The sequence below is a fragment of the Streptomyces griseoaurantiacus genome (assembly GCF_036189845.1).
Lineage (GTDB): Bacteria > Actinomycetota > Actinomycetes > Streptomycetales > Streptomycetaceae > Streptomyces > Streptomyces griseoaurantiacus.
In genome coordinates this window covers 6,252,619-6,266,652 of the sequence record NZ_CP108326.1, presented here as the reverse complement: position 1 = coordinate 6,266,652, position 14,034 = coordinate 6,252,619, and the positions used below count along the sequence as shown (strand labels likewise).

Below are 14,034 nucleotides of genomic sequence, written 5' to 3'. Positions count from 1 at the left end.
CATGCAGCTCGGCCTGATCGGTCTCGGCAAGATGGGCGGCAACATGCGGGAGAGGCTGCGCCGCGCCGGCCACACCGTCGTCGGCTACGACCGCAACCCCGACCTCTCCGACGTCAAGGACCTCGCGGAGCTCGTCGAGAAGCTCGAAGCGCCCCGTACCGTCTGGGTGATGGTCCCGGCCGGCAACGCCACCCAGTCCGTCATCGACGAGCTGAAGGACCTGCTGTCCGCCGGTGACACGGTGGTCGACGGCGGCAACTCCCGCTGGAGCGACGACGAGAAGCACGCCGCGGAACTCGGCGTCAAGGAGATCGGCTTCGTCGACGCCGGTGTCTCCGGCGGCGTCTGGGGCCTGGAGAACGGCTACGCGCTCATGGTCGGCGGCAGCAAGGAGCACGTGGACCGGCTCCGGCCGGTCTTCGACGCGCTCAAGCCGGAGGGCCCCTACGGCTATGTCCACGCGGGCAAGGTGGGCGCCGGGCACTTCTCCAAGATGGTCCACAACGGCATCGAGTACGCCATGATGCAGGCTTACGCCGAGGGCTGGGAGCTGCTGGAGAAGGTCAAGTCGGTGGACAACGTCCGCGAGGTGTTCCGCTCCTGGCAGGAGGGCACGGTCATCCGCTCCTGGCTGCTCGACCTCGCGGTCAACGCCCTGGACGAGGACGCGCACCTGGACAAGCTGCGCGGCTACGCCGAGGACTCCGGCGAGGGCCGCTGGACGGTGGAGGCGGCCATCGACAACGCGGTGCCGCTCCCGGCCATCACGGCCTCCCTGTTCGCCCGGTTCGCCTCGCGCCAGGACGACTCCCCGCAGATGAAGATGATCGCCGCGCTGCGCAACCAGTTCGGCGGGCACGCGGTGGAGTCCGCGAAGGAGTAGCCCACGCGCCACTCGGGTCGTGCGGCCGGTCCTTCGGGGCCGGCCGCACGCGTGCGCCGTCGGGGCCCTGTTGACATGCGGGGCCGGCCGGGCGAAGGTCGCCGTTGATGGAGATCGACGAGCTGACGGCGGCCGAACGGCGTGTGTGGGCGGCGTTCCCGGACGGCACCGAGGTGGACTTCCGGCGGGGACCGGACGAGGACCCGGCGGCCGAGGGCGCCGGCTGGGGCCCCGAACGCACCGTCCGGGCCCGGGTGTTGCGGGCCCTGCTCCTCGACGGTCCGTCCCGCGCCGGCGAGGTCCCGGTGCTCAAACTCGTGGGCGCCCGCATCACCGGCAAGCTCGATCTCAAGTACGCCACGATCGACCGCGCCGTGGAGCTGAGGCACTGCCATTTCACGGACGGTCCCGCGCTGTACGACTTCCGGGTGCGCCAGCTCAACCTGCGCGGCTCGGCGATGCCGGGGCTGCACGCCGCGCGCCTGCAGGTGGACGGCGTCCTGCGGCTGACCGGCTGCCGGATCACCCACCAGGTCCGCCTCGGCGGCTCTGTGATCGCCGGGGCGCTGTTCCTCGACGGGGCGCACCTCAGCTCCGAGTACACCGGCGAGCCGGTGCTCCAGCTCAACCAGGCGACGATCGGCGACGCGCTGTGGGCGCCGGGTCTGCGGGTCGAGGGCGAGACCCGGCTGGAGAGCGCCACGGTCACCGGCACGGTGACGTTCAAGGACGCCCGCTTCGAGCATCCCGGCGCCACCGCGCTGCAGGCTCGCACGCTCACGGTGGACGCCGACCTCGAGGCGGGCTGCCTCGTCGCCCACGGCATGGTCGACCTGCGCGGGGCCCGCGTCCCCGGCCAGCTCGGTCTCTCGTACGCGCGGCTGTCCCATCCCGAGGGCACGGCGCTGCGGCTCAGCAGCACGGCTCTCGGGGAACTGTGGCTGCGCGCGCCCCAGCGGATCGAGGGCGCCCTCAACCTCCGCCGCGCCCGCGTCGACGCGCTGCACGCGGCGCCGGAGGTGTGGCCCGAGGAGCTGAACCTGGACGGCCTCACCTACGCCACCCTCTCCCCGCACGCCCCCGCCGAGCAGCGTCTCGCCGTCCTGGAGCGTGATGCGGACGGCTATGTGCCGTACGCCTACGAGCAGTTGGCGGCCGCCTACCGGCGGGTCGGCGACGAGCGCGCCGCCCGCACGGTGCAGCTCGCCAAGCTGCGCCGGCACCGGGGGACGCTGCCGTGGCACCGGCGGCTGTGGGGGCAGGTGCAGGACGCGACGGTGGGTTACGGGTTCCGGCCGCTGCGGGCGGCCGGGTGGCTGCTCTCGCTGCTTGCGGTGGGGGCGGTGGCGTTCGCCCTGCATCCGCCGCACGCCCTGAAGCCGGAGGAGGCGCCGCCCTTCAACCCCCTCTTCTACGCACTGGACCTGATGCTGCCGGTGATCTCCTTCGGGCAGGAGGCCGCGTTCGCCCCGGCGGGCTGGTACCAGGCACTGTCCTACGGGCTGGTGCTGACGGGCTGGATACTGGCGACGACGGTGGTCACGGGCATCACCCGGGCGGTCAGCCGCCAATAGCCGCCGCGCCCGCCCCTCCCGGGTCCCTCCCGGGGCTCTCCCCGGGTCCACCGGTGCCTCACGGGTGGCGTCGGTCCCGCCGCTCCACGGCGGCGTCCAGCACCGGTCCCAGCTCCCTGACGACCGCCTCGAGCGCCCGTACGTCCCGCTCGGCGCGGGCCACCACGACCGCGCCCTCCACCGCGCTCACCATGACCACGGCGAGCCCCTCGGCCCGCGCGTCCGGCACGCCCATCTCCACCAGGGCCCCGCGCACCGCCCCCGTCCACTCGCCGAACGCCCCGGCCGCCGCCTCCCTGGTGGACTCCACCGAGTCCGCGCACGCCACGGTCGCGGCGGCGACCGGGCAGCCGCCCGCGAAGCCCTCCCGCGCGTACTCCTGCGTCCACTGCCCGGCCATCGCCGCGAGCAGCCCCGAGGGCGTCCGCTCCGTCATCCCCGCCATGAACCGGGGGACGCGCCTCGCCGCGTACCGGCCGGCCCACCGCACGGCCTCGTTGACGAGCTGCTCCTTGCCGCCCGGGAAATAGTGCTGCAGCGAGCCGCGCGGCGCGTGGGCGTGCGCCACGACGTCCCGCATCCCCGCCCCGGCCACTCCGCGCCGCCGGATGAGCTGGGCGGCGCTGAACACCATCCGCTCCCGGGGCCCTCGTTCGGACTCCGTCATCGTCCACCTCCTCACCCGCCCCGAAGCGCACGGCGCGGGCGGACAGCTTACGGCCCTCTCACCAGCCGTCCATGACGCCTGTCATAATCACCTCGCCATGACAACCGTCATAGCTCCTCGCAGTCCTGAACCCCGAACCGACGGTGATCGAGATGCACACGGTGGGATTCCTCGGCCTCGGCGTCATGGGCACGCCCATGGCCCTCAACCTGGCCCGCGCGGGCACTCCCCTCCTCGTCTGGAACCGCACACCGCACCGCGCGGAGCCGCTGCGCGCGGCGGGGGCGACGGTGGCCGGCTCCCCCGCGGAGGTCTTCGCCGGTGCGGACACCGTCGTCCTGATGCTGGCGAACGACCGCGCCACCGACGCCGTACTGGAACGCGGCACCCCCGCCTTCGCCGGTCTCGCCGCGGGCCGCACGGTGGTGAACATGGGCACCACCGCCCCGGAGTACTCCCGCGCCCTGGCGGCCGACCTGCGCGCGGCGGGCGGCCGTTACGTCGAGGCCCCCGTCTCCGGCTCCCGCGTACCCGCCGAGCAGGGCCGCCTGGTGGCCATGCTGGCCGGGGAGGAGAAGGACGTGGAGGACGTCACCCCCCTCCTCGCGCCCCTGTGCCACGAGGTGTTCGCCTGTGGCCCGGTGCCGAACGCGCTGCTGATGAAGCTGGCCGTGAACCTCTTCCTGATCACCCAGGTCACCGGCCTGACCGAGGCCTTCCACTTCGCCGAGCGGCACCGCCTCGACCGGCGGCTCTTCCTCGACGTCCTGGACGCCGGGCCCATGGCCAGCGCCGTCTCCCGGATGAAGGCGCCCAAGCTGCTGCACGGCGACTTCGCGGTGCAGGCGGCCGCCGCGGACGTGCTGATGAACAACCGCCTGATCGCCGAGGCCGCCCGCGCGCGGGGCGTGGCCTCCCCGCTCCTCGACGCCTGCCACGACCTGTTCGCCGAGACGGTCGCCCTCGGTCACGGCGGCGAGGACATGGTGGCGGTCCTCCGCGCCCTGGAGGACCGCACGCGCCGCCTGTGACGGCGGGCTCAGCGCTTCGGGATGCCGTAGGCGCGCTCGACCCGCAGGCGGAGCACGAGCCGCCGGTCCTGGACCATCGCGGCGCGGTACTCGTCCCAGTCGGGGTGCTCGCCCTGGAGGTCGCGGTAGAGGCGCACCAGTTCCCCGACCGTGTCGTCGTGCGGGTCCCCCGCGACGGGCGTCAGCTCGGCCGTGCCCTCGGCGACCGTGTAGGCCCACCGGTCGGCGGTCGTCACGTGGTAGGAGGCGCGCGGGTCCCGCCGCAGGTTGCGGGTCTTGGCCCGGTCGTCGGTGAGGGAGACCCGGATGATCCGCTCGTCCGGGTAGTACACGTGGGCGACGTTGGACAGCTGGGGCCGTCCGTCGCGCTTGAGGGTGACCAGCACCCCGCCCCGGTGCTCGGTCAGCAGCGTGAGCAGCGCGTCCTGCGTGGCATCGTCCTGGGTCATGGTGGCCAGCCTCCTGAGCGCGGCGCGGCGTCGTCTGACGGGAGGGGTACCCGGCAGGCGCCCCGCCACCCGCACGAGACCCGGTGCGAGGGGGCGAGGGGGGGACGTCGGAGCGGCCGTGCACCGCGCACCGGCGCACGACGGCCCCGCGCCCGCCGCCCCGCCTCACGAGGACTGGACGACCGCGTCCAGGTGCGGCAGGTAGTGGTCCAGCCGCTCCCGCTTGGTGCGCAGGTACGTGATGTTGTTCTCGCACGGCGGTATCAGCAGCGGCACCTGCGTCTCGACCTTCACGCCGTGCCGTTCCAAGGACTCCCGCTTGCGCGGGTTGTTGGACAGCAGCCGCACCGAGCGCACCCCGAGGTCCCGCAGCATCTCGGCGGCCACCCGGTAGTCCCGCGCGTCCACCGGCAGCCCCAGCGCGAGGTTCGCCTCGACCGTGTCCAGCCCCTCCGACTGGAGCTTCATCGCCCGCAGCTTCGCCAGCAGCCCGATGCCCCGGCCCTCGTGCCCGCGCAGGTACACCAGCACGCCCCGCCCCTCGGCCACGATCTCCCGCAGCGCGGTGATGAGCTGGGGTCCGCACTCGCAGTGCGTGGAACCGAACGCGTCACCCGTCAGGCATTCGGAATGCAGCCGGACCAGCATTCCCTCCGCCTGTATGTCCCCGTACACCAGGGCCACCTGCTCGTCACCGCGGTCGTTGTCCTGGTAGCCGACCGCTTCGAAATCTCCGTACTGCGTGGGCAGCGGGGCATTCACGACGCGAGTGACCCCGGTGGCGCCGGCCGGCGCTTTCACCACACGCGCGACCGGTTCGCCGACAACGTCTGTCATGATCAGTTCCTATCTGCTGAGCACAGGCGGTACATGAGGAAAGGAAGTTACGGAATGGAGAAGCCAAAAGGAACACCGGTGGACGACTTCAGTACCTCGCCGGCCGTCACCGCCGGCGTTCTGCCGGGCGACACCACCGAGGACGTGCGGCGCCGGGGCGAGGGGCTCGCGCGGCAGGTCGCCGTCCTGCCCGTCGGCAGCTTCGAACAGCACGGCCCCTGCCTGCCGTTGGCGACGGACACCCTGGTCGCCTGTGCGATCGCCCGCGCGATCGCGGCGCGGTACCCGGTGCACCTCCTTCCCCCGGTGACGATCGGCTGTTCGCACGAACACGCGGACTGGCCGGGCACGGTCAGCATTTCCTCCGTCACTCTCCACGCGGTGGTACGGGACATCGCGCACTCGTTGCGCCGCTCCGGTGTCGAGGCCCTGGTACTGGTCAACGGCCACGGCGGCAATTACGTGCTGGGCAATGTGGTGCAGGAATCCACCGCCGGCACGGGACCCGACATGGCGCTTTTCCCGGCTGCGGAGGACTGGGATTCGGCGCGCGAACGGGCCGGGGTGAGCACCTCGTTGCTGACCGACATGCACGCGGGGGAAATCGAGACCTCCCTCCTCCTCCACTGTCATCCGGAGATGGTCCGCGGCGGATACGAGACCACCGATTTCGTCGCCGACGACCGTCGGCATCTGCTGACGACCGGTATGGCCGCCTATACGGAGTCCGGAGTCATCGGCCGCCCCTCGCTCGCCTCGGCGGAGAAGGGCGAACGGCTGCTGGCCGCGCTGACCGACTCCTTCGGCCCGTACTTCGACCTGGTGACGAGGGCGGCGGATCCCACGGCCTGACCGGGACGCCGCCCTTCCCCCGGTGCCGGGGGCGACCGGGGAGAGGGGGCGTTCCACACGGGGTGGTCGCTCCCGCCGGCCCGCCGCTCCCGCAGCCCGCCCCACCACCGGGCCACCAGGACGAGGGCTCCCGGCAGCGCGGCCACGAAGCTCAGCACCCCGTAGACGACCGCCACGCTCAGCCCGGTCCCGGCGCCCAGTCCGGCAGCGCCGAACGCCCAGGCGGTGACGCCCTCCCGGGGTCCCCAGCCGCCGACGTTCAGCGGCAGCCCCATCGCGATCAGCGCGAGCATCGCGAGCGGCAGCAGCCGCAGCGGGCCCACCTCGGCCCCGGCGGCCCGCGCCGCGACCCAGAACATCAGCAGGTATCCGCCGAGCACGGCGAGGGAGGACAGCAGCACGCCCGGTCCCACCTTCCGGTCCAGCAGCACCTCCCGCGCCTCGGCGAGGCCCGCGCGCACGGCCCGCCCGCGAGGTGCACCGCGCCCCGCCGGCCCGCCCGCGCCCTCCGGCACGGCCCTCCGGGCACGTCCCATCCGGACCGCGAGGACGACGGCCGCGACGCCGAGGAGCACCGGGCCGAGCACGGCGAGGGCGTGCCGCGTCCGGTGCAGCACGGGCGAGTCGAGGAGGAGGAGCACCGGTACTCCGGCGGCGACCAGGGCCAGTTGACCGGCCGTCCGTTCCATCACCACGGCCCGCACCCCGCGCCCGAGGTCCCCGGAGTCGCGCCCGTGCCGCACGGCCCGGTGCACGTCGCCGAGGACGCCGCCGGGGAGGGCGGCGTTGAGGAACAGGGCCCGGTAGTAGTCGGCGACCGCGCCGGGCAGCGGCAGCCGGATGCCCAGGCGCCGGGCGACGAGGCACCAGCGCCAGGCGGAGAGGACGGTGGTGAGCAGCCCGATGCCGAGCCCGGCGAGCAGCGTCGGCGTGTCGATGCGCCGCAGCCCGTCCAGGAACACGCCGGTACCGAGCCGCCAGAGCAGCACCGCGAGGATGGCCGCGCCGGCCGCGCTCCCGAAGTGCCGCCGTACGGCCGCCGGCACGCGGGGGCGGGACGGCGCGGGGGTCTCCCCGGCACCCGGTGCGGCCGGGGCGGGCGTCGCCGCCACGTCGGCGGCCGCTCCGGTCGGCACGGACACCGCCACCGGTGCCGGTGCCGGCGGGGCGACCGGTGTCTCGGCCATCGCCCTCGTCACCGCCGTCGTCATGACCGCTCACCCGCCCCCGAGGTGTGCCGTACGCCGGACGGACCGGTCCCGCCGGACCCGCCGGGCAGGGCGAGGAGGTCGCTGTGGCCCACGAGCACGCGCAGCTCCCCCGCCTCGCACTGGGCGAGCCGCTCCCGCAGATACGTATCGGCAGGGGCCGCCAGCTCCGGGCGCTGCTCGACGGCCGCGCCGACCCAGCCCCGCAGCCACTCCCCCGCCAGCTCCGCGTGCTCGGCGCCGAGCCGCCAGGGGCTCGGCTGCACCCGCACCGTCGCCCCGAGCCGGCCGAAGGCTTCGGAGGCCGCGGTGACCGCGTCCGGGCCGAGGAGTCCGTTCCGGCGCTGGTGGGCGTCGAACGCGGCGGCGATCTCCGCGTCGAGCGGGTGGGAGGGCGTCAGCTCGACCCGCCCGAGTACCGACAGCGTCAGCAGCGCGGGAACGCCCGCCCCGACGCAGGCCGCCGCGAGCGTGTCGATCTCCTCGCGAGTGAGCACGTCGAGCAGCGCGGACGCCGTCACGAGACAGGCGCCGCCCAGGGCGTCGGCGGTGAGCCGGCCGAGGTCGCCGCGTTGTGTGGTGACCTCGATCCGGCTTCCGTCGGCGGCGGACCGGGGCGCTCCCGCGGCGGCGAAGTGCAGCAGGTAGGGGTCGTGGTCGTGCAGGATCCAGTGCTGGGGCCCGTCGAGCAGGGGCGCGAGCCAGCGGCCCATGGAGCCGGTGCCGCAGCCGAGGTCGTGCACGACGAGCCCGGTGCCGCGCCGGCCGGGCCGGTCCGCGAGCCGGATGCGCAGCGGGTCGAGGAGTTCGTGGGAGCGCGCGGCGGCGTCGGCGGGCTCGCGCAGCCGCAGCCACTGGGGGGCGTAGCGGGGCACGTCCCCCGGTGCGGGGGTCTCGCCGACGGGCCCGGCCCCCGGCGCGGGGGACTCGGAGAGGGAGCCGGCGGACCCCGCGCCCCTGGCCGTATCCGTGTCCGTGCCGGTCGCGGACCCCGCGCCCCTGGCCGTATCCGTGTCCGTGCCGGTCGCGGACCGCGCGCCGGCCGTCACGCCGCCTCCCGGGACTCGGGCCGCAGCCGCCCCAGCACCCCGGCGAGGCTGCGCGCGGTGGTGGCCCAGCCGTCCAGGGCGGCCCGGCGGCCGCGGGCCGCGGCCTTCAGCCGGCGCCGCACGTCGGCCTCGCCGAACCAGCCGCGCAGTTCAGCGGCGAGCGCGGCGGGGTCCTCCGGCGGGACGAGGATGCCGGGCACCCCGCCGTCCGGGGCGCGCCCCACCGCCTCGGGCAGCCCGCCCACGTCGGTGGCGAGGACGGGGATGCCCCGGGCGAGGGCCTCGGTGACGGCCATGCCGTAGGTCTCGGCGTAGGAGGCGAGGACCATCAGGTCGGCGGCGGCGTAGCTGGCGTCGAGCGCGGCGCCTGAGCGCGGCCCGACGAGGTGGAACCGGTCGCCGAGCCCGTACGCGGTGATCAGCTCCCGTACCCCGGCGACGTACTCGGGGTCCTGCGTGAGCGAGCCGACGCACACGCAGGACCAGGGCAGGTCGGTGGCGGTGGCGAGCGCCTCGACCAGCCGGTGCTGCCCCTTGCGCGGGGTGACGGAGGCGACGCACAGCAGTTGGGAGAGGCCGTCGGTGCCGGAGGCGAGGGGGGCGATGTCGGCGCCCGGGGCGGCGACGTGCACGCGCTCGGGGGCGAGTCCGTGGTGGGAGACGAGCCGGCGCACGGCCCAGTCGCTGGTGCCGATCACGGCGGACACGGCGCGGAGCGTCTCGCGCTCCTTGGCGTCGAGCGCGGCGGCGACGTCGGCCTCGAGCCCGGTCTCGTCGCCGAGCGGCAGGTGCACGAGGACCGCGAGGCGGAGCCGCCCGGCCTCGGGGACGATCACTTCGGGGACGCCGCAGGCGACCAGCCCGTCGAGCAGCACGACCGTGTCGTCGGGGAGTTCGCCCAGGGTGCGGGCGAGGGCGGCGCGGCCCTCGGCGCCGGGCTCGGGCCAGTCCCCGCCGACGGTGTGCTTGACGACCTGCCAGCCGAAGCCGGGGAGGTCGAGGCAGATCCGGCGGTCGTAGGCGTTGCCGCCGCTGGGCCTGGCGAGGTCGTCGACGCCGGCCGGCAGCACGAAGTGCAGGGTGCGCAGGGACATGGGGATGATCTCGGCGTTCGTGAGGGCGGCGTGCTGGGCGGGGACGTAGTCCAGCCGGGGACGGACCGCCGGGGTGTGGGGCGCCGGGGTGTGGGGCGCCGCGGCCGGTGCGTGGGGGGCCGTCGAGGGGGCGTGGGGGGCCGTCGGGGCGGTCCGCTCGGTGATCACGTCGCTCACAGGGCACGCTCGTAACTCGCCCAGGCGATGTGCGATTCGTGCAGGGTGACGGTGAGCCCGGTGAGGCCGCGGGCCCCCTCGCCGAGCCGGCCGTCCTCGATGCGCCGGGCCAGCCGGTCCGCGACGACCTTCGCGAGGAACTCCGTCGAGGTGTTGGTGTCGGCGAAGTCGGGCTCGTTGTCGAGGTTGCGGTAGTTCAGCTCGGCGACGACGGCGCCGAGCTCCTGCGTGGCCAGTCCGATGTCGACGACGATGTTGTCCTCGTCCAGCTCGGGGCGGCGGAAGGTGGCGTCCACGAGGAACGTCGCTCCGTGCAGGCGCTGTGCGGGGCCGAAGACCTCGCCGCGGAAGCTGTGGGCGATCATCAGGTGATCGCGGACCGTGATGCTGAACAACGGACGACCCTCCAGGTGCGGTGCGTCTGATCGCCCGGCGAGTGCCCCCGTTGCGGGAACGGAAGCCCTCGCCGGGCCAGGCATGCCGTGTAGTACGGCCGATCGGCACGGGTTGTTCAGCTTGATCAGCGGCGGGTTCGGCGGGGCGCGCCCGGCGCCGGGCGCGGGAGGGGCGCCGGAGGGACGGGAGAGCGGGCCGGCTCAGCCGTAGGTCACCCGGTGGCACAGCCCGCCCGACGCGCCGGAGGCGAGCCTCGGCAGCAGCTCCGGGAGTTCCTCGAACGGGGTGTCGTCGCTGATCAGCGCGTCGAAGGCGGGGTCGGCGAGCAGGTCGAGGGCGAGGGCGATCCGGTCGCCGTAGGTGCGCCCGGAGCGGGCGCGGGGCGAGACCGTGCCGACCTGGCTGCTGCGCACGGTGAGCCTCCGGGAGTGGAAGGCCTCGCCGAGCGGCAGCCCGACGACCCGGTCCCCGTACCAGCTCAGTTCGATCAGCGTGCCCTCGTGCGCGAGCAGTTCGAGCGAGCGTCGCGCCCCCGCCTCGCTGGCGCTGGCGTGCACGACGAGATCACATTCCCCGCGCGCCTCCTCGGGCACCGCGAAGTCCACGCCGAGCGCGCGGGCGACCTCGGCCCGCGCCGGGTCCGCGTCGACGAGCTGGACCCGCACCCCGGGGAAGCGGGCGAGGAGTGCGGCGACGCTGCACCCGACCATCCCGCCGCCCACCACGGCGACACGGTCGCCGAGCAGGGGCGCGGCGTCCCACAGCGCGTTGACGGCGGTCTCGACGGTCCCCGCGAGCACCGCCCGCCCGGCCGGAACGCTCTCGGGCACGACGGTGACGGCGGAGACGGGCACCACGTACCGCGTCTGGTGCGGGTAGAGGCAGAAGACGTTCCGCCCGAGCAGTTCCCCCGGCCCGCGCTCGACGGTGCCGACGCTCAGATAGCCGTACTTCACCGGGGCGGGGAAGTCGCCGTCCTGGAAGGGCGCGCGCATGGCGCCGTACTGGTTCTCCGGCACCCCGCCCCGGAAGACGAGCGTCTCGGTACCGCGGCTGACCCCGGAGTACAGCGTCCGGACGAGCACCTCCGACTCCCCCGGCCGGGGCAGCTCGACGTCCCGGATCTCACCGTGCCCGGGCTCGCGCAGCCAGAAGGCCCGGGCGGCGAGTTCTTCGATTTCCATGTGCGCCCCTCTGAACGATCGACGGATTCCCCACGTACGAGCAGCTACGAGAAGTCACGACGCCGCGCTCAACGTACGCGGCGAAGATCGAATCTGTCACTTGTCTGATCTGCCACGTGGTGGCACCTGGCCGGAGGGTGAGCGGTGGCCCTGAACCACACATACGACGCGAGGCTGTTGCAGCAGGAGACGACCGTGGGGGCGGGCGTGCAGGTGTTGCTGCTGGCCGTGCTGGGCACGGCGACGGGGATGAGCCCGGCGGGCTGGCTGACCGGCCTGGCCTTCGCGCTCGCCACGTGGGCCGTCCTGACCCGCGCCGTGCTCCGCTCCCGGCTGACCTCCTTCGGCCCGGCCAACCGGGTCACGCTGGGCCGCGCGACACTGGTCGGCGGGGTCACGGCCCTGGTCGCGGAGTCCTTCGAGACGGCGCCCCCGGTGACCCTCTTCGTGGGCCTGACGGCGATCGCCCTCATCCTGGACGGTGTCGACGGCAAGGTCGCCCGCCGCACCGGCACCTCCTCGGTCCTGGGCGCCCGCTTCGACATGGAGGTCGACGCGTTCCTCATCCTCGTGCTGAGCGTGTACGTGTCGATGTCGATGGGCCCCTGGGTCCTGCTGATCGGCGCGATGCGCTACCTCTTCGTGGCGGCGGCCCGCTTCCAGCCCTGGCTCGACGCGCCGCTGCCGCACAGCATGGCCCGCAAGACGGTCGCCGCCTACCAGGGCATCGCCCTCCTGGCCGCCGCCTCGGGCTGGCTCCCCTACCAGGTCTCGGCGCTGCTGGTGTCCTCCGCGCTGGGCTGGCTGGTGTGGTCCTTCGGACGGGACGTCGGGTGGCTGTGGGGGGAGCGGGCCGAGCGGCTCCGGGAAGGACGCGAGGAGACGGCGGCGCGGCCGCTGTCAGGTGCGGTCTCGGATGCGGGTGCGGGCCCGGCGTCGGTGTCCGTCCCGGGCATGGTCCCGGCCTCCCCCACCTCGTTCTCGATCCCGGTCCCGGTCCCGGCGGGGGTGACGCCGCTCTCGCAGGCCGCGCCCGTGGACAGGGGAATGCCGACGGCCCTGGCGGGTCGTGCCTGACGGCGTGACCGTGCCGCTCGGAGCGCTCCTCCCGACTCAGCCGTCCTGAGGCCCCGTACCGGCCCGGAGCCCGTCGAGGAGCAGGGTGAGCATGCGCGAGCGGCGTTCCCGCAGGATGGCTTCCGCGCCGGGCTCCGCCTCCCCCGGGACGGGCCCGCCCGTCCCCCACAGCGACGAGCCGAGCAGCAGCACCTCCTCGGCCGTGGCGTCAGCCCGTATCCGCCCCGCGGCCCGGCCCGCGGCGAGGAGCCGGCCGAGCGCGTCGACGAGTTGGGGATGGCAGCGACCGTATCGTCCGCCCTCCTCCGCGAGGCGCTCCAGCCACAGCCGCAGCGCGAGGAGCGGTTCGTGTTCCTCCAGCAGCGCGGGGGCGGCCCCGGCCAGCGCGGCGGCCTCCGCCTCATGGACGGCGAGCAGCAGTTCCTCCCGGCCGGAGAAGTGCCGGTAGAGGGTGCCCTGGCCGACACCGGCCGCCTTGGCGATCGAGGCGAGGCTGGCGGAGGGGTCGTCGTGGAAGGCCGCGCGTGCGGACTCGACGAGGCGTGCGCGGTTCTCCCGCGCGTCGGAGCGCGGCGCACGCCGTGGGCGGGCAGGGGGCATGGTCCGGCGCCTCTCGCGTTGCCTGGCCTGAGGCCCGCCATCCTGCTCCATTTGTTGGTCGGCTGACAAGTAAGTCGCTAGGCTGCCCCCCATGACCGCCCCCGCCCGCACCCAGAAACAGCGCCGTGAAGAAGCCGAGGCCGCCCTGCTCGACGCGGCCGCCGAACTGGTCGCCGAGCAGGGACTGCGCGCCCTGACGCTGGCCCGCGTCGGCGAACGCGCCGGCTACAGCAGGGGCCTCGTCACCCACTACTTCGGCTCCAAGCAGGCCCTGGTCGAACGCCTGGCCCGCGCGGCCCAGTCCGGCTTCGTGCCCGGCCTGGCCGATCTGCCACCCGGCCCGGACCGCCTCCTCCGCCTCATCGACGGCTACCTCGCGCAGCAGACCAAGCACGAGAGACCGCTGAACAGGGCATTCCTCCTCCTCTGGATGGAGGCCGCGACCTCCCCCGACCTCGCCCGCCTCTTCGCCGACCGCACCGAGGCCTTCCGCACCGACCTCCGCGAGGACCTCACCGCCGGCATCGCCGAGGGCACGATCCGCCCCGGCCTCCCGGTCGAGGAGACGACGGCGGCGATCGTCGCCCAACTCCGCGGCATCGCCATCCAGTTGCTGGTCACCCCCGAGTCACTGGACCTGCCGGCACTACGGGTCTTCCTCACGGACCACTGGCGAAGGGCGCTGACGGGCGGGGGGCGGTGACGCGGGGGCGTGAGCGGGCGGGCCACCGGGGCCGGAGGTCCGGCCGCTCACACCTCCTCGCCGCCCTCTCCGCCCCCGTCACGGGACCGAAAAGCATGGTTCACCGCTGCCAGGACCACCGCTTTGCGCCCGGGCACCGACAGCAGCCCCTCCATGACGAGGAGGCCTTCGACGTCCGCCCGGGCCCCCACGACCGCGAGCCCGTCCCGTCGCCGATCAGCTGAACCTTGTTGTGCATCGCCCGCTCCCGGGG

14 protein-coding genes and 1 pseudogene are annotated in these 14,034 nt (G+C 74.4%); 6 read left to right on the top strand and 9 right to left on the bottom strand.

The window, feature by feature from the left end; translation table 11 throughout:
• The first annotated feature begins 1 nt into the window (after position 1).
• Both gnd and OHB09_RS27705 read left to right on the top strand, forming a co-directional pair.
• A complete protein-coding gene (gene gnd / locus OHB09_RS27710) occupies positions 2-883 on the top strand; it encodes a phosphogluconate dehydrogenase (NAD(+)-dependent, decarboxylating) (RefSeq protein WP_006139796.1) in 882 nt (293 codons plus the stop codon).
• Positions 884-990: 107 nt separating this feature from the next.
• Positions 991-2,457, top strand: coding sequence for a membrane-associated oxidoreductase (locus OHB09_RS27705; protein WP_191891326.1), 1,467 nt, complete (start codon positions 991-993; stop codon positions 2,455-2,457).
• Between the two features lie 58 nt (positions 2,458-2,515).
• Here the strand turns inward: OHB09_RS27705 and OHB09_RS27700 are convergent, their stop codons facing one another.
• A complete protein-coding gene (locus OHB09_RS27700; RefSeq protein WP_234528738.1) occupies positions 2,516-3,124 on the bottom strand; it encodes a TetR/AcrR family transcriptional regulator in 609 nt (202 codons plus the stop codon).
• Between the two features lie 152 nt (positions 3,125-3,276).
• Here OHB09_RS27700 and OHB09_RS27695 point away from each other — a divergent pair, with 152 nt between their 5' ends.
• Positions 3,277-4,155 carry an NAD(P)-dependent oxidoreductase gene (locus tag OHB09_RS27695; RefSeq protein WP_319116410.1) on the top strand — a complete coding sequence of 293 codons (879 nt, stop codon included), beginning with the start codon at positions 3,277-3,279 and terminating at the stop codon, positions 4,153-4,155.
• Between the two features lie 8 nt (positions 4,156-4,163).
• Here the strand turns inward: OHB09_RS27695 and OHB09_RS27690 are convergent, their stop codons facing one another.
• Both OHB09_RS27690 and ribA read right to left on the bottom strand, forming a co-directional pair.
• A complete protein-coding gene (locus OHB09_RS27690; protein ID WP_006139792.1) occupies positions 4,164-4,604 on the bottom strand; it encodes a PPOX class F420-dependent oxidoreductase in 441 nt (146 codons plus the stop codon).
• Positions 4,605-4,769: 165 nt separating this feature from the next.
• Positions 4,770-5,441, bottom strand: coding sequence for a GTP cyclohydrolase II (gene ribA / locus OHB09_RS27685; protein ID WP_040894848.1), 672 nt, complete (start codon positions 5,439-5,441; stop codon positions 4,770-4,772).
• A gap of 78 nt (positions 5,442-5,519) precedes the next feature.
• Between ribA and OHB09_RS27680 the strand changes: the two genes are divergently transcribed.
• Positions 5,520-6,293: a creatininase family protein gene (locus OHB09_RS27680; protein ID WP_308117251.1), complete on the top strand. Its 774-nt coding sequence runs from the start codon at positions 5,520-5,522 to the stop codon at positions 6,291-6,293.
• Positions 6,294-6,433: 140 nt separating this feature from the next.
• On the opposite strand, the pseudogene OHB09_RS27675 reads toward OHB09_RS27680, so the two are convergent.
• From OHB09_RS27675 to OHB09_RS27655, 5 genes and pseudogenes are all read right to left on the bottom strand, one after another.
• Positions 6,434-7,480, bottom strand: a pseudogene (locus tag OHB09_RS27675) (lysylphosphatidylglycerol synthase transmembrane domain-containing protein); the annotation flags it as partial.
• Between the two features lie 20 nt (positions 7,481-7,500).
• Positions 7,501-8,550 (bottom strand): SAM-dependent methyltransferase, encoded by a 1,050-nt coding sequence (locus tag OHB09_RS27670; protein WP_234528741.1) that lies wholly within the window; start codon positions 8,548-8,550, stop codon positions 7,501-7,503.
• Complete coding sequence (locus OHB09_RS27665; protein WP_093593496.1) at positions 8,547-9,698, bottom strand: glycosyltransferase family 4 protein; 1,152 nt, start codon at positions 9,696-9,698, stop codon at positions 8,547-8,549. The genes OHB09_RS27670 and OHB09_RS27665 overlap by 4 nt, the downstream gene beginning before the upstream one ends.
• 119 nt (positions 9,699-9,817) lie before the next feature.
• Positions 9,818-10,216 carry a 6-pyruvoyl trahydropterin synthase family protein gene (locus OHB09_RS27660; RefSeq protein WP_006139786.1) on the bottom strand — a complete coding sequence of 133 codons (399 nt, stop codon included), beginning with the start codon at positions 10,214-10,216 and terminating at the stop codon, positions 9,818-9,820.
• Between the two features lie 201 nt (positions 10,217-10,417).
• Positions 10,418-11,401, bottom strand: coding sequence for a zinc-dependent alcohol dehydrogenase (locus OHB09_RS27655; RefSeq protein ID WP_328922723.1), 984 nt, complete (start codon positions 11,399-11,401; stop codon positions 10,418-10,420).
• 144 nt (positions 11,402-11,545) lie between these two features.
• Between OHB09_RS27655 and OHB09_RS27650 the strand changes: the two genes are divergently transcribed.
• Positions 11,546-12,478: a CDP-alcohol phosphatidyltransferase family protein gene (locus OHB09_RS27650; RefSeq protein ID WP_328922722.1), complete on the top strand. Its 933-nt coding sequence runs from the start codon at positions 11,546-11,548 to the stop codon at positions 12,476-12,478.
• Positions 12,479-12,514: 36 nt separating this feature from the next.
• On the opposite strand, the gene OHB09_RS27645 is transcribed toward OHB09_RS27650, so the two are convergent.
• Positions 12,515-13,078 (bottom strand): TetR/AcrR family transcriptional regulator, encoded by a 564-nt coding sequence (locus OHB09_RS27645; RefSeq protein ID WP_319116402.1) that lies wholly within the window; start codon positions 13,076-13,078, stop codon positions 12,515-12,517.
• 91 nt (positions 13,079-13,169) lie between these two features.
• On the opposite strand from OHB09_RS27645, the gene OHB09_RS27640 reads away from it, so the two are divergent.
• Entirely contained in the window at positions 13,170-13,781 is a 612-nt protein-coding gene (locus OHB09_RS27640; protein WP_328922721.1) for a TetR/AcrR family transcriptional regulator, read from the top strand.
• The last annotated feature ends 253 nt before the right edge of the window (positions 13,782-14,034 follow it).